The 22,168-nt window shown below is 68.8% G+C and carries 28 protein-coding genes; 2 read left to right on the top strand and 26 right to left on the bottom strand.

The features are described from left to right. Positions 1-50: 50 nt before the first annotated feature. From AB0I34_RS06940 to AB0I34_RS06885, 12 genes are all read right to left on the bottom strand, one after another. Positions 51-248, bottom strand: a complete 198-nt coding sequence (locus AB0I34_RS06940) for a hypothetical protein (RefSeq protein WP_360440678.1) — start codon at positions 246-248, stop codon at positions 51-53. 20 nt (positions 249-268) lie between these two features. Next, positions 269-1,393 (bottom strand): phage major capsid protein, encoded by a 1,125-nt coding sequence (locus AB0I34_RS06935; RefSeq protein ID WP_360440675.1) that lies wholly within the window; start codon positions 1,391-1,393, stop codon positions 269-271. Between the two features lie 246 nt (positions 1,394-1,639). Beyond that, positions 1,640-1,945: a hypothetical protein gene (locus AB0I34_RS06930; RefSeq protein WP_360440672.1), complete on the bottom strand. Its 306-nt coding sequence runs from the start codon at positions 1,943-1,945 to the stop codon at positions 1,640-1,642. Then, positions 1,942-2,238: a hypothetical protein gene (locus AB0I34_RS06925; RefSeq protein ID WP_360440669.1), complete on the bottom strand. Its 297-nt coding sequence runs from the start codon at positions 2,236-2,238 to the stop codon at positions 1,942-1,944. Before AB0I34_RS06925 ends, AB0I34_RS06930 begins: the two co-directional genes overlap by 4 nt. 187 nt (positions 2,239-2,425) lie before the next feature. After that, complete coding sequence (locus AB0I34_RS06920; protein WP_360440666.1) at positions 2,426-2,989, bottom strand: hypothetical protein; 564 nt, start codon at positions 2,987-2,989, stop codon at positions 2,426-2,428. After that, a complete protein-coding gene (locus AB0I34_RS06915) occupies positions 2,986-3,540 on the bottom strand; it encodes a hypothetical protein (RefSeq protein WP_360440663.1) in 555 nt (184 codons plus the stop codon). Before AB0I34_RS06915 ends, AB0I34_RS06920 begins: the two co-directional genes overlap by 4 nt. Then, the gene (locus AB0I34_RS06910) at positions 3,537-3,950 is read right to left on the bottom strand and encodes an NUDIX hydrolase (RefSeq protein ID WP_360440660.1); all 414 of its coding nucleotides are present in this window, start codon (positions 3,948-3,950) and stop codon (positions 3,537-3,539) included. Before AB0I34_RS06910 ends, AB0I34_RS06915 begins: the two co-directional genes overlap by 4 nt. Positions 3,951-4,178: 228 nt before the next feature. Continuing rightward, positions 4,179-4,397, bottom strand: a complete 219-nt coding sequence (locus AB0I34_RS06905; RefSeq protein ID WP_360440657.1) for a hypothetical protein — start codon at positions 4,395-4,397, stop codon at positions 4,179-4,181. A gap of 716 nt (positions 4,398-5,113) precedes the next feature. Then, the gene (locus AB0I34_RS06900; RefSeq protein WP_360440654.1) at positions 5,114-5,377 is read right to left on the bottom strand and encodes a hypothetical protein; all 264 of its coding nucleotides are present in this window, start codon (positions 5,375-5,377) and stop codon (positions 5,114-5,116) included. Continuing rightward, positions 5,377-5,940 carry a hypothetical protein gene (locus tag AB0I34_RS06895; RefSeq protein WP_360440651.1) on the bottom strand — a complete coding sequence of 188 codons (564 nt, stop codon included), beginning with the start codon at positions 5,938-5,940 and terminating at the stop codon, positions 5,377-5,379. The genes AB0I34_RS06900 and AB0I34_RS06895 overlap by 1 nt, the downstream gene beginning before the upstream one ends. Then, positions 5,930-6,217, bottom strand: coding sequence for a hypothetical protein (locus AB0I34_RS06890; RefSeq protein WP_360440648.1), 288 nt, complete (start codon positions 6,215-6,217; stop codon positions 5,930-5,932). The genes AB0I34_RS06895 and AB0I34_RS06890 overlap by 11 nt, the downstream gene beginning before the upstream one ends. Before the next feature lie 506 nt (positions 6,218-6,723). Then, entirely contained in the window at positions 6,724-7,626 is a 903-nt protein-coding gene (locus AB0I34_RS06885; protein WP_360440645.1) for a tyrosine-type recombinase/integrase, read from the bottom strand. A gap of 43 nt (positions 7,627-7,669) precedes the next feature. Here AB0I34_RS06885 and AB0I34_RS06880 point away from each other — a divergent pair, with 43 nt between their 5' ends. Continuing rightward, entirely contained in the window at positions 7,670-8,419 is a 750-nt protein-coding gene (locus AB0I34_RS06880) for a class I SAM-dependent methyltransferase (protein WP_360440641.1), read from the top strand. Here the strand turns inward: AB0I34_RS06880 and AB0I34_RS06875 are convergent. From AB0I34_RS06875 to AB0I34_RS06820, 12 genes are all read right to left on the bottom strand, one after another. Beyond that, on the bottom strand, positions 8,416-9,120 hold the full coding sequence (locus tag AB0I34_RS06875) for a hypothetical protein (protein ID WP_360440638.1): 705 nt from the start codon (positions 9,118-9,120) through the stop codon (positions 8,416-8,418). The genes AB0I34_RS06880 and AB0I34_RS06875 overlap by 4 nt on opposite strands. A 370-nt stretch (positions 9,121-9,490) precedes the next feature. Beyond that, positions 9,491-10,351: an acyltransferase gene (locus tag AB0I34_RS06870; RefSeq protein WP_360440635.1), complete on the bottom strand. Its 861-nt coding sequence runs from the start codon at positions 10,349-10,351 to the stop codon at positions 9,491-9,493. Between the two features lie 9 nt (positions 10,352-10,360). Next, positions 10,361-11,305: a methyltransferase domain-containing protein gene (locus AB0I34_RS06865; RefSeq protein ID WP_360440632.1), complete on the bottom strand. Its 945-nt coding sequence runs from the start codon at positions 11,303-11,305 to the stop codon at positions 10,361-10,363. Continuing rightward, on the bottom strand, positions 11,305-12,084 hold the full coding sequence (locus tag AB0I34_RS06860) for an enoyl-CoA hydratase-related protein (RefSeq protein WP_360440629.1): 780 nt from the start codon (positions 12,082-12,084) through the stop codon (positions 11,305-11,307). Before AB0I34_RS06860 ends, AB0I34_RS06865 begins: the two co-directional genes overlap by 1 nt. A gap of 87 nt (positions 12,085-12,171) precedes the next feature. Next, the gene (locus AB0I34_RS06855; RefSeq protein WP_360440626.1) at positions 12,172-12,858 is read right to left on the bottom strand and encodes a 4-carboxy-4-hydroxy-2-oxoadipate aldolase/oxaloacetate decarboxylase; all 687 of its coding nucleotides are present in this window, start codon (positions 12,856-12,858) and stop codon (positions 12,172-12,174) included. After that, positions 12,848-13,861, bottom strand: a complete 1,014-nt coding sequence (locus tag AB0I34_RS06850; protein ID WP_360440623.1) for an amidohydrolase family protein — start codon at positions 13,859-13,861, stop codon at positions 12,848-12,850. The genes AB0I34_RS06855 and AB0I34_RS06850 overlap by 11 nt, the downstream gene beginning before the upstream one ends. Continuing rightward, positions 13,858-14,691: an ABC transporter permease gene (locus tag AB0I34_RS06845; protein WP_360440621.1), complete on the bottom strand. Its 834-nt coding sequence runs from the start codon at positions 14,689-14,691 to the stop codon at positions 13,858-13,860. Before AB0I34_RS06845 ends, AB0I34_RS06850 begins: the two co-directional genes overlap by 4 nt. Further along, the gene (locus AB0I34_RS06840; protein ID WP_360440618.1) at positions 14,678-15,478 is read right to left on the bottom strand and encodes an ABC transporter ATP-binding protein; all 801 of its coding nucleotides are present in this window, start codon (positions 15,476-15,478) and stop codon (positions 14,678-14,680) included. Before AB0I34_RS06840 ends, AB0I34_RS06845 begins: the two co-directional genes overlap by 14 nt. Beyond that, complete coding sequence (locus AB0I34_RS06835) at positions 15,475-16,311, bottom strand: hypothetical protein (protein ID WP_360440615.1); 837 nt, start codon at positions 16,309-16,311, stop codon at positions 15,475-15,477. The genes AB0I34_RS06840 and AB0I34_RS06835 overlap by 4 nt, the downstream gene beginning before the upstream one ends. After that, positions 16,308-17,156, bottom strand: a complete 849-nt coding sequence (locus AB0I34_RS06830; protein ID WP_360440612.1) for an amidohydrolase family protein — start codon at positions 17,154-17,156, stop codon at positions 16,308-16,310. Before AB0I34_RS06830 ends, AB0I34_RS06835 begins: the two co-directional genes overlap by 4 nt. Before the next feature lie 10 nt (positions 17,157-17,166). Continuing rightward, complete coding sequence (locus tag AB0I34_RS06825) at positions 17,167-18,117, bottom strand: PhnD/SsuA/transferrin family substrate-binding protein (protein ID WP_360440609.1); 951 nt, start codon at positions 18,115-18,117, stop codon at positions 17,167-17,169. Continuing rightward, on the bottom strand, positions 18,114-19,145 hold the full coding sequence (locus AB0I34_RS06820) for an ABC transporter substrate-binding protein (RefSeq protein ID WP_360440606.1): 1,032 nt from the start codon (positions 19,143-19,145) through the stop codon (positions 18,114-18,116). Before AB0I34_RS06820 ends, AB0I34_RS06825 begins: the two co-directional genes overlap by 4 nt. Before the next feature lie 207 nt (positions 19,146-19,352). Here AB0I34_RS06820 and AB0I34_RS06815 point away from each other — a divergent pair, with 207 nt between their 5' ends. After that, positions 19,353-19,988, top strand: coding sequence for a GntR family transcriptional regulator (locus AB0I34_RS06815; protein WP_360440603.1), 636 nt, complete (start codon positions 19,353-19,355; stop codon positions 19,986-19,988). Between the two features lie 42 nt (positions 19,989-20,030). Here AB0I34_RS06815 and AB0I34_RS06810 read toward each other — a convergent pair whose 3' ends face one another. Both AB0I34_RS06810 and AB0I34_RS06805 read right to left on the bottom strand, forming a co-directional pair. Beyond that, a complete protein-coding gene (locus AB0I34_RS06810) occupies positions 20,031-21,074 on the bottom strand; it encodes a Gfo/Idh/MocA family oxidoreductase (protein ID WP_360440600.1) in 1,044 nt (347 codons plus the stop codon). Continuing rightward, entirely contained in the window at positions 21,071-22,090 is a 1,020-nt protein-coding gene (locus tag AB0I34_RS06805; RefSeq protein WP_360440597.1) for a Gfo/Idh/MocA family oxidoreductase, read from the bottom strand. Before AB0I34_RS06805 ends, AB0I34_RS06810 begins: the two co-directional genes overlap by 4 nt. Between the last annotated feature and the right edge of the window lie 78 nt (positions 22,091-22,168).

The raw sequence follows: 22,168 nt of genomic DNA, 5'->3' as shown, positions 1-22,168 counted from the left end.
GGCATATACCCCGGGGGAGTGAGTACCCCGGGCGGTGGTGTTGACCTCCCCTACTCGAAGCCCCGAAGGTCGGCCTCGAGCTGGTCCATCTCGCGGAGCGCTTCGGTCATGTCGACCGTGATCTCGAGCGCAGCCTCGTTGATCACCTCGGCCGCGTCCATGATCACCTCAGCCTCGTTTTGGCCGATCAGCCGGCGCCGGCCCGCGATTGCCCGGTGGACGACCGCGGTCGCCTGATTCGTCCGCACCGTGGTCCCTGCCCGGTTCTTCACAGCAGGTAGACGCTGGCCGCGTCGGGCCTCAGAAGGTCTCCGCCGACCCGCTCCCGTGCCAGGAACCCCACCTGGCCCTGCTCGGCGTACCGCTCGGAGAGGAGCTGGATCGTGATCCGCTGCCTGTCGGACACCCGGTACGCCCGCTTCATGTTGACGAACCAGATCGACGGGTTGGTCGATCCCGCGGTCGCCATCGACGGCAGCCCCGGCACAACTGCCAACGGCCAGCCACCCGGCCCGATCCCCTTACCCGGCTCCGGCATCAGCAGATCCCCGCCCGCGGTCGTCAACCCAGCCACCGCCTTCGCCGCGTCCTCCGACATCAACCAGGTCGCACCCGGACGCCACCGGGTCGGCAGCGTCCACGGCATCGCCAAGATCTGCGCAACGGTCGGCGTCGCCGACGCGGCCGCGGTCGTCGTATTCGCCACCGGCACCCGAGCCACGTTCGCGGCCAGCGCCAGCCCCTTCGGTTGGCCGCTGCCGCTGCCGGCGGCAAATGCCGTGTCCTCCAGGTCGACGAACACCGACGACACTGCGTCGACCAGCGCGGCCCGGACATTGGCCGGCGAATCGTCCAACTCGTCGAGACCGATCTTCACCAGCGCCACCAGGTCGTGAACGTCGATCTCCTGGCCGGGCGACTCCGGCGCCGGCGTCCCATCGGCCGCGGAGCCGGACACCTCCAGCTTGGTCCAGCCGGCCGCGCTCGCACCCAGCAACCGCGCCTGGTGCTTGTTACGGATCGTCGGACGCACATCCGCCAGATCCCGGAGCAATCCTTGTTCCCGGACGACGTTCAAGATGTCCACGGACAGGTCCTGCGGGATCAACACCTGGCCGGTGGCGTCCTCGACCAGCGCAGCCTTGCTGACCCGAGTCGCCGGGTCGTACTGCGACTCGTACAGCGCACCAGTCCGCAGGAACTGCACCAGCGCGGCCGTCGTATCCACCGGCCCACCCGAGGCCTTCGCGACCGCCTGCGCCGACATGTCGATCGGCGACAGGTGATCCTTCGCGACCTCGAGCACCTTGCCGATCTCACCGGCATCGGCCATCGCCTTCTGGTACCGCTCGTCGAACGTCAGGGTCTTCCGGACCCGCTCGGCCTCACGCATGCACTCGATCGAGCAATACTCCGCCGGCCGGCCGGGCCCCGACGACGGCGGCAGCGTGTTCGTGCAGCTCGGCCCTTTGCACATTGACACCGAAGGTCTCCGTTCATCACCTGATGAATTCCTGGAAACCATACCCCGAAATCGACCGATCCCGAAGCATCCGCTTCACGATTCCACAGCACAGGCCTTCCGTCATGCGACCGGATCTGACGACAGATCGTGGACCCCGGCCCGCCCGCGTCGTCGCTACGGCTTCCGCTCGACATGACCATTCCCGGACTGCCTGTCGAACACCGGCGCCTGATCCCGGACCGCGTCCAGCCACTTCTGCGCAACCCGCGCCCGGACCGCGTCCACCTCATCCTCAACCGGGCCACAGTCCCGAAGATGCGCGACCGTCATCGTGAGCCAGCGGCCGGCGTCGCCATGCCCGGCGTCGACCAGCCGCGCCAACTCCACCGCGATCCCCGCCAACTGCATCGCCGCCTGGTTCGACCGGTGCGTCTCCCGCTTCACCACCGCCACGGTCCGCGCCTCCACCCGGCCCGTCACTGGAGCTCCCCGAGCAGCGCCGCGAAGTCCTGCTCGCTCAGCCCCGGCCGCGCCTCCGGCAGACCCTGCAGCTGCGCCATGCACGCCCGGAGCTCCCGCGACAGCGCACCGACGACGTACGGCGGCAGGTCGTCGGAGTCCAGGCGCACCGCCAGCCGCCGAGCCGTCGCCGCCACCACCAGCGCCTCCTCGCCGAGCCGGCCATCCGCCTCGGCCTCCCGCAGGTACACCTCGAGCGCCGCGCCGACGGTGTCCTTCCGACGCCAGCGGCCATCCGGTCCGCGGTTACCCATGGTTACGCTCCTTGCGGTTGCTACTCGGTGTGACTTTTTTCCGTGGCTCGGGGGGAGGCGCGCTTGGCAGGAGCTCCTTCCGGACTTTTCGCCGCGAGATCGTCGACCCTCCCCCCGGGGGTGGGCAACTGATCTCAGTCCGGAACAGCCGGCATGACTGCAGTCAGGTGCCGCACACACACGGAGGTCATGGTGGTGACCAGACGAGATCGACAGGGCCGAGCGCAGTGCTGGACGTACTGATCTCGATGTCCGTTGCGTATTCGTCGCAGAGTTGCTGGGCGACGGGTGCGAGCCATGCCGCGATGAGTAGGCGGGTGACTCGGGCGGTGGTGATGAGCACTGATCCGAGGCAGCCGAGGTCGGTGGTGTCTTCCTTCCAGTCGTCGGGCTCGAGCCAGGCGGCGACTGGGTAGGTGCGGAGCGCGTGGTCGGCGATGGTCTTGTCTTTGCTGCGGAGGAGGTGTGGGTTGCGCCAGGCGTAGACCTGTTCGCACCAGCCTTGATGGAGGTGTTGGTGGGTGGCGATCTGGCCTGTCAGTGGCGAGATGAGGAAGGTGCGTGGGGGTGTTGCGGGGTTGGCGGTGAGTGTGTCTTGGAGTTGTTGTGTGGCTGTGTCGGCGGGACGGTTTCGGAGGACGCTGCCGGCTTTGCCGTAGAGGGCGGCGGCGGGGGATGTGGGTTCGTTGTATGGCTGGGTGCCGATGGACCAGGTGCGGATGAAGATGTCGGCATCGCTGGGTGTGGTCATGGCTTGCTCCCGCCGGCCAGGGCCAGGGCTAGTGCGAGTGGTGCGACGGACGACGGCGCGATCTCGAACTCGGTGGCGTACCGGGCGGACAGTTGTTGTCTGACGGGGGCGAGCCAGTTGGCGACGACGATGCGGACCACGCGCGACGAGGTGACGAAGGCTGAGCCTTGTTCGGTGGTAGCGAATGGATCGGCTTCCACGTGGTCCGGTGCGAGTTGGGCGATGACGGGGGTTTTCGCCAGCAGGCGCCCGATGTCGACCCGGCCCTGTCCGCGGAGGAGGTGGGGGTTGCGCACTGCGCACATGCTGCTGGTGTGTCCGTCGTGCAGGTGCTCGGTGGTGATTTGGGTTCCGATCACTGGGGCGATCAAGAAGCACTCCGGGGGGCCGGCGGGGTTGTCGGCGAGTGTGTGTCGTAGGCGTTGCATCGCGGTGGTTGCTGCGTTGTAGATCGCGGTGGCGGTTTGGTAGGTGTGGGGGTTCCACTGTGGTGGGTGGTACGGCGGGCAGCCGGCGAACCAGCCGCGGATGAAGACGTCGGTTGGCGTCATGCCAGCGTCTCCCACGTTTTGGCCAGACCGGGATGCAGGGGCAGTGACCGCGCCTCGTCGAGCGGGACCCAGCGCACGTCTCCTTCGGGTCCGCCGCGCACCGGTAGCGGCGTGGGGCATGAGGCGACAACGGTCACGTAGGACCAGCCTCCGTGGTCGTCGAGATGCTCACGTTCGATCTCGATGTGTTGGCGTGGAAGGTGTGTCTCTTCGGAGGTTTCGCGTAGCGCGGCGTCGACCGCTGTCTCGGTGTGTCCTCGTGCGCCACCGGGGATTCCCCAGGTGTCGCCGTGGTGGGTCCAGTTCGCGCGGTGTTGCAGCAGGATGAGGTCGCCGCAGCGCAGCCAGAGTCCGGCGGCGCCCCAGGGGCCCCAGTGCGTTTCGCCGCGCTCGCAGCGTACGTACCTCATCGCAGCCTCCGTCCTGTGTCGTCGGGTTTCATCGGTCGGGGGTGTGTTTGGGTTAGCCAGGTGTCGATGGGCTGCCAGACCTTGGCTGCCTGCTCGGTCGGCGCGTGGTTGCAGTGGTCGCAGCATGGCCGGCCGACCAGGTCGCGCCGCGCCGTGCAGACGTAGCGGGCGGCGTTGCAGCTGGTGCACGGCTCGGTCATCGGGTCTCCGTTCGAGTCAGGGTCATGGTCACGATGCCGCCGCGTGGTCGTCGTCGACTTCGTCCCACTCGGGTGGTGGCTCGGTGCTGGCGAGGAGGTCGAGGCGCTGGGCCTGGTCGAGGTCGTCGTACTCGGCGATGTCTGGCTCGGCGTCGGCCTGGTCGTCCGGCTCGGTGGGGGGCTTCGTGACTGGTTCGGCGGCGCCGTTCGGTTGGGGCCAGAACGGTGAGGCCTCGAGCTCAGCCAACTGTCGCTGTCGTTCGGCTTCTGGATCCGCCTCGCGCGCGTCCTGTGGTTTGGGCAGTTGATCAACCACAGGAGTTGTCGGATCGTCAGCTGGAAGACCGTCAGATGGAAGACTGTCGCATCGCTGAGCGTGCGGAGTGCGAGACGTTTCCTCCGAAACTGCGACACGATCGGCATCAGAACTGCGACACGATCCGCTGCTTGATGGGAGATCGTCTCGCACCTCTTCGACTGGATCCTGCGACACGTTCGGCGCGGGATCGTGTCGCGCCTCTGAGCGTGAATCTGCGACACGTTCGGCCGGATCGTGTCGCAGATCCCCGCCTGACTCTGCGACACGATTGCTGCTGGCATCTTCCTTGATCGGCAGGGCCGCCAAGCCGAGATCGAGCGGTGGACACGTCGTCCGATACCGCGCGCGGCGCCCTTCGCCAGGCTTGGAGCCGCGGGCTGGCCGGCTGGTCTGTCGGAACCATCCGGTGTCGCGCAGCTGCCCGAACTGCCTCCAGACCTGGCTAACCGAGATGCCGAGCTCGAGCGCGACGTGATCCGCTCGGACGACAACGCCGGATCCCGATGTGCCGTCGGAGTCGAGCGCGACCATCTGCGCCAGGGCGGCCTGCTTCCTGGTGAGTAGGCCGCGATAGCTGGCGACAGCCACGACCCGCAGGAACTCGAACAGGTCGACCTGCTCGGGGTCGGACTGCTCGGCGCCCATCACTCGCCGGCCTTCCGCTGGCGGTACGCCTTCTGCCGGCACGCTGGCGAGCAGTACTGGGCGCCCTTGCGGTAGTTGATCTGGCCCCGGATCCCGATCGACTTCAGGTGGTACTTGCGGGCCAGGCGCTTGCCGCACGTCTGACAGCGGGCCGGAGGCAACGTCTTGTTGAGCGCGCCGGGCGAGCCGGGCGTTACGGAAACTCGGTCGCGTGCTGATGAATCTTCCGTAACGCCAGCAGGGCGATCGTCGGTCGCGGTCATCATCCGCCGCCGTTCCGGGTGCCGTTCCGGGTGGCGTTGCGGCGGCGGATGGCGCGGATCCATGCTGTGAGCTGTTGTGGATCGTGGTCCTCGGCGGTCCGCAGCTCGACGGTCAGCCTGTCGGTGGATTCAGTGTCGCCGGCTGCGACTGCGCCGGCGAGCTCGAGGGCGATGACGTCGGCTGGCCGGCTGCTGGTGCCGCGCCGTTCGTCGTGGTCAGCGAGGTGGCGGAGTGCGGCCGGGTCGAGCACTGTGACCGTGTCGTCGGTGTTCCGCCGAATCCAGCCGAACCCTTCCCAGGCGTTCAGCATGTCGGCCAGCCAGGACGCGGATCGTTTGCCGCCGCCACCCCCACTGGTCCGGATCGAGCCGGCCTCAGGCATGGCGTCGCGCAGCTCGCTGCGTGGCACGGTTGGGTCTGGTGCGTCGGCGAGGGTCCGGGCGATCTCCGCCCGCCAGCCGGGCGTGTCTGGAGTTACAGTGTCGTTGAGCTTCTCGTCGTCGCTCCGTGAGGTCGTCCGGTCCGCCTGTGCCGGGCGGCCTTCGTCGTTGTCAGGCGGCATCCGAACCACCACCGGCCGCAGCCCGCCGGCGGGCTTGCTTGGCGAGGAGCGACAACCGCTGCATGTGGGCGCGGTGCAGCTGGTCGACGCGGCGCTCGAGCTCGGCCGGCGCGGTGGTGGCAAGGGTGCCGTCCGGGTCGATCTCGCGGGCGAACTTGGCGCGCAGTCCCTTGCGGCCTGGTGCTGTCGCGGCGGTCCGGTCAGCAGTCCGGCCCCAGCGTTCATTTGCGGCGAGGCGCGCAATGAGCGCGCGTTCTTGTGGATCCTTGGCGGGCAACGTCGACTCCGTGGGAGGTCGTGCGACGGCATGCGTCGCTCAGACTCTCCACGGGGATCAGGCGTGGGTCGGTGGCCAATTCCACCCTACGGAGCGCCCGGATCTCTCCACTCTTGCCGGGTTTCCGAGGGGAGCCGAGTCTTCGTCTCCTGGCTCCCTGGGTCCTTCTGTTTGGCCGCTTGTGGCCGCTCGAGGTCTTGAGCCTCGCGGGTGCCTGGAGCACCGTGCGACCAACCGACACGACTTCCGTGGAACAGCCCGAGCGGCATAGCGTCGCTCAGCTTCCACGGAGCCGGGCCGTCCCTGGGTCGCGTCGCGGTGTGGACATCTGGCTTGTTCACCGCGGTCTCTCACCCGCGGTTGCCACACTCGCCCCCCGGTCTCCCGAGGGAGCTACCGGTGCAGTGCATCGATAGCCGCTGCGACCCTTTCGGGTCTGGCACCGTGACTACCCGGGTTTACGACCCCCGGAAGGTCATCAGTTTGCCGTGGACAGCATAGCGGTCCTACAGCCGATCTCCGAGCCGCATCCGCTTGAAGGCCTCCCGGGCGCGTTCGTCGGCGGCCGAGTTGCCGTACCGCTCGAGCATCGCGTCGGACCGCCAGCCGGCGAGCCGCTTCAGGTCGCGTTCCTGTCCGCCCTCGAGCAGCCACCGGTGAGCGAAGCCGTGCCGGAACTGGTGCGCGTGGATGTGGTCGAGCCCTGCCTCCCGGGCCCGCTTCTTCAGCGCGTACTCGACGCCGTCGGCACTGAGCCCGCCGCGGATCCCGAGCCAGAGCGCGTCGGAGGTGTCGGCCAGGCGGTGATCACGCCGGGCCCGCAGGTAGCGGTCGAGCGCGCGGCCGGTCTTGGCGCCGAACGGGACCGCCCGGTCGACGTCGCCCTTCCCGTGCACGTGGACGACGTCGTGGTGTTTCAGGTCGACGTCGCCCACCTCGAGGCCGGCGCACTCGGAGATCCTCACCCCGCAGTCGAACAGCACCCGCAGGATCGCCTGATCCCGGCGATCGGCGTACGACTTGCCCTCGCAGGTGCGCAGCAGCTTCGCGACGTCGGTGTCGGACAGCATCGGCACCGGCTTGGGCTTGACCGTGGCGGGCTGCAGGCCGGCCATTGGGTCGCGGTCGAGCTCCTCCTCGGCGACCAGCCAGCGGACGAACCGGTGCAGCCCTTTGAACCGGATCTGCAGGGTGGCGGGCTCGCGGCCGAGGTCGGCCAGGTCGCCGAGCCAGCTGGCGATGGCGTGCTTGGTCATCGACCCGGCGGTTGGTTCCCGGTCGTGCGCGATGAGCCAGTCGCGGAACTGATCCACGGCGAGCATGTACTGCTTGATGGTCTTCGGCGACCGGTCCGCGGCGCGCAGGTCACGGACCCAGGAGGCGGCGAGGTCGTCCAGGAGTTCTGCCACGAGCCCTAGGTTATCCGGTGAGGGACCGTTATGCTATCCCTCGATGGACAGCCCAGAGGCGACGTTTCCGCAGGTCATAGAGCTAACGGGCGAGAGAACCGCTCCGGGTATCTGGCACGAGAACTACTGGTTCGCGCGCCACGACGCCGCCTATCGCTGGATCACGGCCAATCTGGACCTCGGAACCGGCCGGGTCCTCGACGCCGGCTGCGGCGAGGGCTACGGCGCGGAGTTGCTCCGCCTGGCCGGCGCGGCCTCCGTGACCGGTCTCGACTATGAACATACGACGTTGCGCCACGTCCGCCGGGCTTATCCACAGGTCAATGTGGTGCGCGGCAATCTCGTCGAGACCGGGTTCGCCGAGGGCAGCTTCGATCTCGTCACGTCACTGCAGACGATCGAGCACCTGTGGGAGCAGCCGCGGTTCGTCACCGAGTGCGCGCGCATCCTCGCCCCGGCAGGCACCCTCGTGCTGAGCACGCCGAACCGCCTGACCTTCCCGAGCGGCAACTGGTACCACACCCGGGAGCTGACCCCCACCGAGTTCACCGAGCTCGTCGAGAGCGACTTCGAGATCACGCACGCACTGGGACTCCACCACGGCGAACACCTCCGCGCCTGGGAGACGCAGTGCGGCTCCTGCGTGGACGCCCAGCTAGCCACGGCGTACGACGACTGGGACGCCGAGCTCACCGCACTCGTGAAGAGCACGCGCCACGAGGACTTCGAGATTCGCCCAGGAGACCTGGACGAATCTCTCGACCTCATCCTCGTGGCGCGACCACGGAACTAGGGCCGGACGAAGCGTTCGACGATCTTGCCGACGATCAGGTAGACCAGCGCCGCGATCCCCCAGTTCACCAGCAGGGTGTTCTTCGCCGTCTCCAGCCGGAACAGATCCTTGAACGGACCGACCAGGTCCTGCCCACGCTCCAGCACCCAGCGCACGATCTCGTTGCTCTGGTTGGTCTGGTCGAGGGCGGTGAACAGCGCGCCGAGCGCAAGCACCGCCGCTGCCAGCACCGCGACCAGCCAGATCAGCGAGGCGAGCAGGTTGCGCAGCCGCTTGACTCCGGAACCAACCGTGCCCAGCGCCTGCTTGCCCTTGCCGGACGAGCCGACCGCGGTCCGGCCGGTCGGTGGTTTGTTGCCCGAGGCACCAGCACTGGTGGCCGGCACCTTGCTCACCGGCGTCGTCACCGAGGTGCCGGCCGGATCCTTGCCCGCGGCATCCCTACCGGTCCCCGTTGCGGCGTCCTCCGAGCCGGCCGCACCAGTACCGGCCGCCGCGGCCGGAGCCTCGGCAGCTGCCCTCTCCCGGGCCCGCTGCTCCGCGACGATCTCCGCCGCGGTCTTCGGCCGGGCCGGCTTCGTCGCCGTCGCGGTCGTGGCACGGCCGCTGTCGCCCTGGGGCGAATCCGTGTCCTTCGAGGCTGTCACCGCCTTGTCGGCTTCGGCGGCCGCCTTCTCGTCGTGCGTACCCACGTCGTCCATCTCCTCAGCCGGGGTCGGTTCCTCATCCGTCGCCGTTGCCGGTGCTGTGGCCGGCGGTCTCCTCCGCCGGCTGACCGGGACCGGGCGCGGCGACAGCCTGCGCCGGGCGCCCGCGAGCGGGGCCGGTGGGGCTGTCCTGCCGTCCACTGTCTGCACTTCTGGGTCCAACCTTCGGTTCACGCCCACTTCCGTTCCCGCCGCCGGCGGCGAGCCAGCACTCGTTTCAAGCACTGATTCCAACGTAGCGCCCCCGGGTTCCGTCACGATCGGAACCGGGTCGACCGCGCGCGTCCGCGCCTGGGTGATCGAGTCGTCGGCCGCGGCCTGGTCGAGCAGCGACCGGTCGGTCGCGGACTCGACCCCGGTCTGGTCAGCCACGCTGCGTCTCCTCTCCGACGATCGACCGATCGGGTGGGACATCCAACCGTTCGTGCGGGACATAGTGCCGGACTGGTGAGTAACTTGAGAACCCCTCAGCGCCGGCCTCGTCCTCACCAGGTGCTCTTACCCCGTCACCGGCGGTTTCTCCCGGAACGGTTTCGGGCGGCGGAGGTGCCCCGATGTGGAGCCGGGCCGTCGTACGGGCGTTTGCCTCGGCCAGACCGGCCAGGTAGGCACGGCGGGCGGCGTCGGCGGCATAGCGGGTGGTGCGGTCGGCCACCACCACGGCCGGAACCCCGACCGCGACGGCGTACGACGGAATGTTGCCACGGGCAACGCTGTTCGCGCCGACCACCACGCCGCGGCCGATGTCGGTTCCGCGGGTGACGGTCACCTTGGTGGCCAGCCAGCAGTCCGGACCGATCCGGACCGGCGACTTCACCAGGCCCTGGTCCTTGATCGGCAGGTCGAGGTCCTCGGTCTTGTGGTCGAAGTCGCAGATATAGGTCCAGTCCGCGATCAAGGTGGACGCACCGATCTCGATGTCCAGGTAGCAGTTGACCGTGACGTCGCGGGCGAACACCACCTTGTCGCCGATCCGCAGCGTGCCCTCGTGCGCGCGCAGCCGGGTCTCGTCACCCAGGTGCACCCACTTGCCGAGGATGATCCGGCCGTGCCCGGGCCGCGCCACGATCTCGAGATGCTTGCCCAGGAAGACGAATCCCTCGGTGATCACCTGCCGGTGGCGCAGCTTGAACCAGGCGAACCGCCAATAGCGCTTCAGGTAGTACGGCGTCCAGGCCCGATGGCGCACCACCCAGCTCAGATTCGCCGCGGTCAGCAACCGCATCCGCACACCCTACTGCGCGACACCTGTGATGGAGACGTTGTAGTAGAGCTCGTCAGGGACGACAGCCGACAAGACCTTGTCCACCTTGGACAACTGCAGCCACGACTTGTAGGCGAACATCCGCCAGCCGAAGCCCAGCTTCTGCTCCGGTACGGCGGCCTCGAACGTCCGGATCGGCCATCCGACCCACGCCGCCAGCAGTTCTTCCGTCACCGTCTTCACGTTCGTGGCACCGGCACGCGAAGCCATCCGGGCCAGCGTGTCGGGGTCGAACGTGTGCAGGTCGACGACGGCCTCCAGCGCGGCCGCCCGCGACGACTCGTCCAACTCGGCCTGCGGTCGCCGCCACTCGCTGAGTGCGGGCAGCTTGGTCACGTTGGTGGTCGCCCACCAGGTGAACCGGGACAGTCGCCGGGCGACGTAATCGCCGTACCGGGTGGGTTCGCCGCAGATGACGAAACGGCCGCCCGGCTTGAGCACACGCAGCATCTCGCGGAACGCGAGCTCGACGTCGGGGATGTGATGGATCACCGCGTGCCCGATGACGAGGTCGAACGTGTCGTCGTCGTACGGCAGCTTCTCGGCATCGGCGACTCGGCCCTCGACCGCGAAGCCCAGGGTCTTCGCGTTCTTCTCGGCCGCCTCCACCATGCCTGGAGAGAGATCAGTGACATGCGCCTCGGCGAGAACCCCGGCCAGCTTGAGGTTCAGGGTGAAGAATCCGGTGCCCGCGCCGATCTCCAAGGACTTGCCATAGGGCCAGCCGGTCGAACCGGCGATCGCGTCGAAGCGGTCCCGGGCGTAGGTGACGCAGCGTTCGTCGTACGAGATCGACCACTTCTCGTCGTATGTCGACGCCTCCCAGTCGTGGTAGAGCACCTGGGCGAGCTTGTTGTCGTTCCACGCCGCCTCGACCTCTTCGGCGGTCGCGGCCGGCTTCGCGGTTGCAGACATCAGATTCCCTTGAACTCGGCCTTGCCCGGGCCGTTCTCGACGAAAGACTTCATCCCGATCGCCCGGTCCTCGGTGGCGAACAAGGCGGCGAACTGCTGCCGCTCGATCTCCAGCCCGGTGGACAGATCCACGCCGAGCCCGGAGTCGATCGCCTCCTTGGCGGCCCGCAACGCCAGCGCGGCACCGCCCGCGAACTGCCCGGCCCACGCGACCGCCGCGTCGTACACCTCGGCCGCGGGGACGACCTTGTCGACCAGACCGATGGCCAGCGACTCGGCAGCGTCGACGAAGCGACCGGTGTAGATCAGGTCCTTGGCCTTGGACGCGCCGATCAGCCGGGACAGCCGCTGCGTGCCACCGGCACCGGGGATGATCCCGAGCAGGATCTCCGGCTGGCCGAGCTTGGCGTCCTCCGCAGCGATCCGGTAGTCGGCGCACAGGGCCAGCTCGCAGCCACCGCCGAGTGCGTACCCGGTGATGGCTGCGACGGTCGGCTTCGGAATCGCCGCGACCGCGGACAGCGAGGACTGCAGCGGACCGGAGCGTTTGACCATGTCGGCGTACGACATGTCGGCCATCTCCTTGATGTCCGCGCCGGCCGCGAACACCCTCTCGCCGCCGTAGACCACGACCGCGCGCACGTCGTCGTTCGCGGTCGCCTCCAGCGCGGCGGCCCGGATCTCCTCCTGGACCTGGACGTTCAGCGCGTTCATCTTCGGCCGATCCAGCCGGATCGTGCCGATCCCCTCACTGACGGTGAGATTGACGAACTCGCCCATCGCGGTGCTCCTTACGGTCCCGGGTCCTACCCGTCGGTCACATCCCCGGCACCGTACCGGACCAGTCGTGGAAGGCGCACGCCGCGGTCAGAGGGCGTCGGTGTAGGTGACGCCGAGCCGCGCGAGGAGCGGGCGGAGGTTGTTGACATCAAGGCTGAGTTCGCCGGCCTGGAAGCGGGCCCGGTTCGCGGCCTCCCGCTCTTCGCGGACCCGGGCGGCCTCGACCGCCGCGGCGACCTCGGTGCGCGGAATCACCATCGCACCGTCGTCGTCGGCAACCACCAGGTCACCCGGGTTCACGGTCGCACTGCCGCAGACGACCGGCACGTTGACCCACCCCGGCGTGGCCTTGACCGTCCCGGCAGCGCTCACCGCCCGCGACCACACCGGGAACGACATGTCCTGCAGGTCCCGCTTGTCGCGTACTCCGGCGTCCAGAACGACGCCGGCGATCCCCTGCGCCCGGCACTGTGTCGCGAGCAGCTCACCGAACATCCCGTGCGCGGACGGGCTCAGTGTCGCGACCACCAGCACGTCTCCGGGCTCGCACACCTCCACTGCGGCATGCAGCATGAGGTTGTCGCCAGCATGGTTGAGCGATGTCACCGCGGGACCACACACGCGAGTACCCGGCACGACTGGGTGGATGTCCAGCATCAGTCCGCGCCGCCGGTTCGCTTCATGCAGAGTGGCTACGCCGTACTGCGCTGCTGCCTCTACCAACTCCGGGTCCGGCCGGGTGGTGCGGCGTACGACGGTGGGGCTACTGGACATGGGCTGCTCCCAGGTGGGCTGCCGCGCGTGGGAAGAGGCGCAGCGCGTTGCCGGACAGGATCTTCGTCAGGTCGGACTGGTTCAGTCCGAGTCCGTCAAGGTCGCCGAGGATGTCGTCGAAGAACCGGCCGGTGGCTGAGTCCCGCGTCTTCGCCGTACCGAACATCTCCGAGCCGAACAGCACGTTGTCCGGTCCGATCTTGCGGATCAGCATCGACAGCGAGTCGGCGTCGTACACGGCGGTGTCGAAGTACAGGTTGCGGACCGCGTCCTCGAACGGCGGCAGCGATTCCGCGACGTGCAGCGCGCGACTGCGGTTGAAGTGGAACGGGATGCCACCACCGCCGTGCGGCACGATCAGCCGCAAGCTCGGGAAGTCGGTGAAGACCGACGACGAGCACAGCTCGACCACGGCGGCGTAGTGCTGGGCGATGTAGTGCGAACCGTTGAGGTGCAGCGCGGGATTGCGGGTGGAGCTGGCGTGGATCATGCCGGGCACGTCCAGCTCCACCATGGCTTCCCAGAGGGGGTACCACCAGCGGTCCCCCAGCGACGGGGTGAACGGCTGCAGCCCACCGGACACGTCCGGGTTGATCAGACAGCCGACGAACCCGAGCTCTTCGACCGTACGGCGCAGTTCCTGCAGCACACCGTCCAACCCGGCACCCGGACTCTGCGGCAGCTGGGCAACCGGGACGAACTGTCCCGGGTAGAGCCCGGCCACCCGAGCGATCAGGTCGTTGTTGATCTCGGTCCAGTGCCGGCTGATCGTCTCGTCGCCGACGTCGTGGCCCATCGCCGACGCGCGGGGCGAGAAGAACAGCGCATCGATGCCCCGGGCACCCATCTGCTCGAGGTGGCCGGCCAGCGACGCGCGCAGCTGGTCGTCGGTGATCGACAGCGAGCCGCGCACCGGCTTGTTCTGCAGGGCCATCTGCCGGCCGCGGTACGCGTTCAGCGCCGCCGGAGCGGTCGTGTAGTGACCGTGGATGTCGATGATCACCGCTCGTCCGCCTTCCACGGCGCGATCCGCGCCTCGGCCTGGCGCAGGCCGCCGGTCAGCGCGACGCCGAGCACCATCAGCACCAGCACCGGAACCAGCATCGAGGCGGTGTCGAACTGGTTGCCGTACTTGACCACGAGCGCACCCAGTCCGGTGATCGCGGTGAAGAACTCGGCCACCACCATGCCGATGATCGCGCGGCCGACGCCGAGCCGCAGACCGGTCATCGTGTACGGCAACGACGCGGGCAGGATCACCTTGGTGAACACCTGCCACTCGCTGGCCGCGAACCCGGTGCCGACGTCGATCAGCGCCGGCGGCACGTTGCGTACGCCGCTGGCCGTGTTGATCAGCACCGGGAAGATCGCGAGCAGCACGACCACGAACAGCTTCGCGCTGAACCCGAGCCCGAACCACAGGATGACGAGCGGTACGACGGCCACCAGGGGCGTCGCGTAGAGCGCGTTGACCAGCCAGTCGGTGGCCACCTCGACGGTGCGGTAGCGGCCGATCACCAGACCCGCGAGCACACCGAGTACACCGGCGATCGCGAAGCCCAGGGCCAGCGTGGTGAGGCTGCTGACCAGCGCGGTCGGCAGCTCGCCGCTCTTGGTCAGGCGCACGGCGGCCTGCGCGACCGCACTCGGGTACGACATGAACAGCGGGTCGATCCGCCGGCCGACCAGCTCCCAGGCGCCCAGCACCGTCAGGATGGAGACCAGCCGGATCACCCGGTACTTCCGCCGGGCCCTGGCCTGCTGGTCCACCGCCGGTTCGGCATCCGTCTCGGCGATCACGGCGGCCCGCGGTTGTACTTCAGTCCTGGACACGGTCGCTCCCTGCGTCGGTCGAGCGGATCAGCTGCCAGACCTGGCTGCGCAACTGCTGGAACTCCGGTAGGCCGCGGAGATCGGTCAGCTCCGCCCGGGGCCGTTCGAAGGGGATGTCGATGACCTGCTTCACCCGGCCCGGGTTCGCGGCCAGGATCACTACCCGGTCGCTCAGGAACAGCGCCTCGTCCAGGTCATGGGTGACGAACAGGACGGTCTTGCGGGTCTCCGCGTGGATGCGCAGCAGTTCCCGCTGCAGCACCTCACGCGTCTGCGCGTCGAGCGCGCTGAACGGTTCGTCCATCAGCAGTACGGCCGGGTCGATCGCCAGTGCACGGGCCAGGCCGATGCGCTGCTGCATGCCGCCGGACATCTGGTGCGGGTAGTGATCGGCGAAGCCGCCCAGTCCGACCAGGTCGAGCAGCTCGGACGCCCGCGCCGACCGCTGTGACCGGGACAGGCCCTGCAGTTCGAGGCCGAACTCCACGTTGCGCCGGGCGGTCCGCCATGGCAGCAGGTTCGCCTGCTGGAAGACCAGCCCGCGGTCGCGGCCGGGCCCGCTCACGACGTTGCCGTCGACAACGACCTGACCGGCGTCGGCGCCGAGCAGGCCCTGCACAATCCGCAGCACGGTGGTCTTGCCGCAGCCGCTCTCGCCGATCAGGCTGACGAACTCCCCCTCGGCGACCCCGAAGGACAGGCCGCGCAGCACGGTGTGGGCCTTGCGGTTGGTCTGGAAGGTCTTGCTCAGTCCTTTGACGCGCAGCTTCTCCGGTGCGTCGATCATGATGCGGCCCCTCTCAGGGAGAACAGGTCGTCCACAGCGAGCCGGTGCGGGACCAGCCCTTGCTCGTGGGCGTAGCGGGTGATCAGGTCGAGCGCGGGCCGGTTGGCCTCCAGGCCGACCGGGGTCATGTCGATCGAGCCGGCCGCCGGGTGACCGGTGTACTGCTTGGCCTCGACGAACAGCTGGGTGAGTTCCTCGCGCCGGTCGGCGTGCTCCGCGCGGATCACCACCATGTGGTTGATCGGGACGGCGCGGGTGCGCTCGTACCACGTGCGCGCGGCCGCCTTCGAGTCCGGGATCACCGGTCGCAGGCGTGGGTCGTCAGGCAGGTCGTTGCCCATGATCACGGCGTCCAGGTCGCCCGCGTGCAGCAGGTCGATCAGCTTCGAGCCGTCCGGAGCACGTTCCACCTGCGGCGGGTCGGCGTACTCGGCGAGGTGGCCGTCCTCGATGCTGACCCATTGGACCTTGTCGAGCGGTACGTCGTACTCGTCGCCGAGGATGCCGCGCAACCACACACCGGTCGTCTGTGCGTAGGTCCGGACGCCGATCCGTTTGCCGGCCAGGTCGGTCACGTCGAGCGGGTCGTCGGCCCGGCAGACGATGTGGTCGTGCTGGAAGCGCGATCGCAGGACGACTGGCAGCAGGAGCAACGGCTTCCCCTCGGCCCGCGCCTGCAGATACGTGACGATCGCCATCTCGCAGACGTCGTACGGCTGCTCCCGGACCATCGCAGCGAAGGCCTTGTGCACGGGGTCGACCTCGACGAAGTCGAACACCGACCCTTCCTTCAGCGCGCGGACGTGGGGATAGTCCGCGAGTACCGCCTTCACGAGCCCGCCTTCACCGGGTACAGGCGGTCCGCCGTACCGGTGAAGAGCTGCTCGCGCGCCGCCGCCGGCAGGAACGCGAGGATGTCGCGACTGCGCCGGTACAGCGTGGGCAGGTCGTCCTCGGCCGCGGGGTAGTTCGATCCCCACATCAGCCGCTCGGCGCCGAAGTCGAGCAGCAGCCGGCCGAGGAACGACTCCGGGTCGGCCGGCGCCTTGGTCGACGACACCAGAGTCCGCTCGGTCAGCTTGAGATACACACCGTCGTACTGCGCCAGATCGAACAGCTCACGGGCTTCGTCGTACGGCGCTCCGCCGGTGAGGTCGGGGCGTGCCGCGTGATCCAGCAGCACCTTGACGCCGGGGAAGCGGTCCAGCAGCCCCCGCAGCGCGGGGATGCCCTCCGGGCGCATCTGCAGGCACAGCGGAAGGTTGTTCTCCTCGGCCCATTCCCAGGCAGGGTGCAGCCGCGGGTCGGACAGCCAGGACGCCTGCCCGGGCATCGTGCTGCCGGTCATGAACAGCCGGGCGCCCTGCAGTCCGCGGGACACCCAGTGCGCCAACTGCTGCGGCGCGTCAGGGGCCAGCATGTCGACGGAGAACACGCCTGCGAAGCGGTCCGGGTACAGCTCGACGGAGTCCGCGACGTAGCTGTTGTCGTGCCCGTACGCCGTGGACGCCTGCACCACGATGGCGCGGTCGATACCGGTCTCGTCCATCGCGGCGATCAGTTCCTTCGCGCCGACCGGCCGCTGCTGCGACCAGCCGGACTCCACGCCGCCGAGAGGGTTGCGCGGATACCGGTCCCGGTCCACCGCGATCACATGACAATGCGCGTCAATGGTCATCAAGAGTCCTTCAGTTGGATGCGGTCACGAGATCGGGGAAGAACCGGTCCTGGGAGACGTCCGCCGGGACCAGACCCTGGCTGCGGGAGTACTCGACGAGTGCGCCGATCGAGACCTGGTTGGCGTTCAGGCCGTAGGGCAGCGGGTTGCCGACGATCTCCGCCAGGCGTTGGTAGCGAAGATCCTCGGGTGCACTCGCGGCCGGGCCGCCGAGCCGATGCAGGTAGCTCGATCGGCTGTCCTGGAAGGCCTGCAGGAGCGCGCCCGCCAGCCAGGGATGGTCGTTCAGGAGCTGTTCCCGGACCACGACGACACCATGGATCGGGTAGACGCCGGTCCTCCGGTACCAGTCGGCCGCGAGGCTGTCCGCCTCGTCAAGCAGCTCGTGGTAGCCCGACACCACCGTGACCTTCGGATCGCCGATCCCGGCGCCGCGGGTGAATGCCGCGTCCAGCTCGCCCTGCCGGAACAGGTCGACCAGCTTCGGCCCGGGACGCCGTACGTTCGATGGCAGGGCCAACGACTCCACGTGCTCGTCGTCGTCGACGATCCACTCGATCTCGGCCGGATCCACGCCGTACTCGTCCTGCAGCACACCACGGGTCCAGACCGCGCTCGTCACGGAGTACGCGCGGACTCCCACCCGACGGCCGTGCAGGTCGGTGGGTCGCTCGATCCCGGCGCCGTCGCGGACGACCAGACCGGAGTGGTGGAAGCGCCGGCTCAGGAAGACCGGCAGGGCAACGTACGGCGCACCGAGGGCACGGGCGATCAGGTACGTCGTCGGGGCCAGCTCACAGACGTCGAACTCGACCGACCGGACCATCCGCCGGTACGCCGTGATCATCGACGCGAACTCGACCGGCTCGAGAGTGCAGCCGTCCACCAGGATGCGGCCGTCCAGCAGGTCCTGGGTGTGCCCGTAGCGGCCGACTGCCACCCGGAGCGGGAGGCCGCTCACAGCATCTTCACCGCATCGGTCGCGATCGACATGTCGGCCACCTGGTCGAACGGCAGTACCTTGGACTGCACGCCCTGGGAGACGTTCAGCTCCTGCATGTACGTCAGCCGCTTCTCGTCGAGGACCAGGTCGACGGCGTACGCGCCGGGCTGCTGGGCGAAGTTCCACAGCGAGCCGGCTTCCTTCGGGTCGCTGCTCGGCACCGCCTTCTGGTACGCCTTCAGGTAGGCGTCCTTGGACTCCGGCGAGGAGATGTAGCGGAACAGTTTCGCGTACGCCGCCAGGCTGCGGACCAGCACGTCACGCCGCTTGGAGATCGCGGTGTCGGACGTGTACGCGCCCTGGTAGGTGTACTCCGGGAGTTCCTTCCACAGCTCGGCGATCGCATGCACGCCGAACTTGTCCTGCTCGTCGTACACGTCCACCAGCGACGGTCCGGCGTCCACCTTGCCGGCCGCGATCGCCTTGAACACGTCCGCGCTGGAGCCGATGTTGACGAACTTCACCTGCTCGGGCTTGATCCCGTTCTTGGCCAGGAACGCGACCATGATCTGGTGCAGCAGGGCGCCGACCGGGCCGGTGCCGATCGTCTTGCCGACCAGGTCCTCGGCCGACTTGATCGCCTCGGACTTCGCATAGACCGCGTGCGCCAGCAGCAGGCCGGAGCCAGAGACGATCTTGAGCTTGGCGCCCTTCTCGATCGCCGGCAGCACCTGGCCGAAGCCGGACAGCAGGGTGAGGTCGTTGCTGCCGTTGAGCAGGCTGGCGATCAGCTTGGACCCGTCGGACACGTTCTGGGTCTTGGCGGTCAGTTCGACAGTCGAGAAGTAGTTCTGCGCCTGGAGCAGTTCCTGCAGCACGAGGGTGCTGTTCGAGCCGGTGTTGACGATCGTGACGGACTTGGCGTCGCCGGCGCCGCCGGCGTTCGGGCCGCAGCCGGTCAGGCCGGCCACGGAGGCGAGCGCGCCGAGCTTCAGCACCGTACGGCGCGACGGTCGGGCGAAGTGGTCGGGGAGTCCCTTGGACATGGTCGTTCTCCGGTGGGTCGGGAAGAGCCAGTGGTGCCCGGGGCGAGGGCTGATGGTTCGGGATCCTAGAAAAGTGTCGACAAAAATGTCAACATTTTCGTCTACACTTTCTGGTGACGATGCGGAACCGGTCAGCCGTCACACTGGGCTGACCGAGGAGACGGGAGGACGACCATCAGCGGGAAGAAGACGCTGGAGCGCGGGGGGATGGCCGGGCAGGAGTACGTCCGGGACGCGGTCCGCGAGGACATCGCGTCGGGCCGGCTGGCGCCCGGTCAGCGACTGGTCGAGGCGGACCTGGCCGAGCAGTACGGCGTGGTCCGCAGCGGGGTCCGCGCGGCGCTGCTGGACCTGTCGGCGGAGGGACTGGTCGAGCGGATTCCGCAGCGCGGATCGCGAGTGCGGATGCTGTCGGTGGACGAGGCCATCGAGGTGACCGAGGCCCGGATGGTGCTGGAGTCGCTGTGCGCGGCGAAGGCGGCGGCCAGGATCAGCGACCAGGGCATCGTAGATCTGACCGCGCTGGGCGACCGGATGGCGCGAGCGGTCGCCGAGGGCGACGACCTGGAATACGCCGAGCTGGACGACGCGCTGCACCGGCTGATCCGGGAACTGAGCGGCCAGCGGACGGCGACCACGATCATCGAGCGGCTGCGGGTGCTGAACATCCGGCACCACTTCCGGATGACGCGACTCCCCCGCCGCCCGCAGACGTCGCTCGAGGCGCACCTGCGGATCATCCGGGCCATCGCCGCCCGCGACGCCGACGCGGCGAGTGCGGCGATGACGGAGCACCTCAGCGACGTGATCGAGCACCTGACCGTCGCGGCCCAACGAGCCTGACGGATGCCGGTCGCCCCATGCATGGAGGCGACCGGCGAGACGTCAGAGTTCGACCGGCTGCCCGGAGGTTGCGGAGCGGCGGGCCGCGTCGACGATGCGCAGGGTGCGCAGACCGACTGCACCGTCCGGCTGCGGTACGGCGGCCGGCGTCTGGCCCGCCACTGCCGGACCGGACTCGCGGACCGCCCGGAGGAAGATGGCGAGCATCGAAGCGTCGAAGTTCTCGCCGATCCCCAGGTACACCTCCCCATCGGGGTCGGTGCCGCCGATACGCGGCAGGAACGGCTCGATCTCCACCGACCCGTTGGTACCGGTCACCTGCAGCGTGACGCCGCCCCAGGTCGGACCGTTGTCCGGAACGCTCCACGAGCAGTCGATGGTTGCCAGCAGCCCGTTGTCGTAGTTGATCGTCACCAGGCCACCGGTCTCGACCTCGACGCCCTTGTCCTGGTGCAGTACGCGGTTGGCCGCGGCGTACACCCGCTGCGGCGACGCACCGCCGGTCAGGCCGTCGATCAGGTCGGCGCAGTGCACGGTGTGGTCGACGAGTGCGCCACCGCCGGCAAGCTTGGGGTCGGTGAACCATTGGCGCCCACCGATCGGGATCTTGCCGTTGTTGGTGCCCAGGACCGCGAACACGTCACCGAGCAGCCCGGCCTCGACCGAGGCCCGGAGTCGCAGGTACTGCGGCGAGAACCGGACCGGGTAGGCGACCATCAGGATCGCACCGGCCGACGCGCAGGCCGCCAGCATGGCCTCGCCGTCCTCGACCTCGGTGGCCAGCGGCTTCTCACAGAGCACATGTGCACCGACAGCCGCGGCCCGCTCGACCAGACCGCGGTGCAGCGCGTTCTCACTCGTCACGACGACCGCATCCGGGCCCCACGCGAACAGCTCGTCGTAGCTGTCGACGTACGGGACGCCGAGCTGTGCGGCGAGTTCGGCACCACGCGGGCCCGGGTCCGGCGCACTCGCGCCGTCGGGGTCTGCGGACAGCACCTCGACATCGGACAGCTGGTTGAGCAGGTACGCGTACGACATCGCGTGCCCGTGCGCGAACGACGCGATCGCCACCTTGAGGGTCATGCCGCCGCTCCCGTCGGGTCGAAGGTCACCATGTCGATCACACCGCCGGTCTCCATCGAGGCGCGCGCCGCCTCGGCCAGATAGACCGCGGCCGCGCCGTCCGGCGCCAGAACCCGCGGCTCCGGGCCACCGCGCAGTGCGACAGCGAACTCGCGCAGCTGTGTGAGGTAGGGGCTCTCGCCCAGAGTGTTGGCCGGGATGAGCAGGTCGGCGGCCGCGCCGCCGTCCGGCAGTTCTTCGGCGTAGCCGGTGTCCGCGGCGGATGTGTACTTCAGTACGCCGGTCGAGCCCGCGATGTGGTAGCCGGACTGGAACGCGGACCCGGCCGCGGCCCAGGTCGCGCGGCAGTGGCTGATCGCACCGGAGGCGTGCGTGAGCGTGACGTGCGCGGCCACCGTCAGCGGGCTGATCCCGTCCACGGTCGGCGGGTTCTGGACGGCGTACACCTTGGTGACGTCTCCACACATCCACCGGGCCTGGTCGAGGTCGTGCACCATCAGGTCCATGATCACGCCGCCGGAGTGGGCCACGTCGCCGTACCAGCCGCCGGCCGGGGACGACGCCTGGCGGAAGAACCGTGCCACTGCAACGTCGCCGATGCGCCCGGCCTGGATGGCGGAGTGCGCGGCGACGTATGCCGGGAAGAATCGGACCACGTGCGCCGGGTAGATCCGGACGCCCGCGGCCGCGGCGGCCGCGATCACCTCGTGCGAGTCTGCGGCGGTCAGGGTCAGCGGCTTCTCGCAGATCACGTTCCGGCCGGCCTTGATCGCGGCGAGCGTGACCTCCTTGTGGGTCGCCGACGGCGTGACCACGTCGACGAACTCCGCCCCGGCCAGGCAGCCGTCCAGCGACGCCGCGACCTCGAGGCCGTACTGTTCGGCCATCGTCTCGGCGCCCTCGAGCGAGTGCACCAGGATGCGCGCGCCGAGCGCCTTCCACGCGGCGACATGCAAGTGGGCGATGTTGCCCGCGCCGATCAGACCAACGGTCAGACCGGCCAACTCTTCCGACATGTGATCCCCTACTCCGCCCAGCTGGGAGCCCGGTAAATTAGTAACGGTCCTTGCGTATCATTGCGCACAGGCGTCCGC

The sequence above is a fragment of the Kribbella sp. NPDC050281 genome (assembly GCF_040655855.1).
Taxonomy (GTDB): domain Bacteria; phylum Actinomycetota; class Actinomycetes; order Propionibacteriales; family Kribbellaceae; genus Kribbella.
This window is presented reverse-complemented; position numbering and strand designations above follow the sequence as displayed.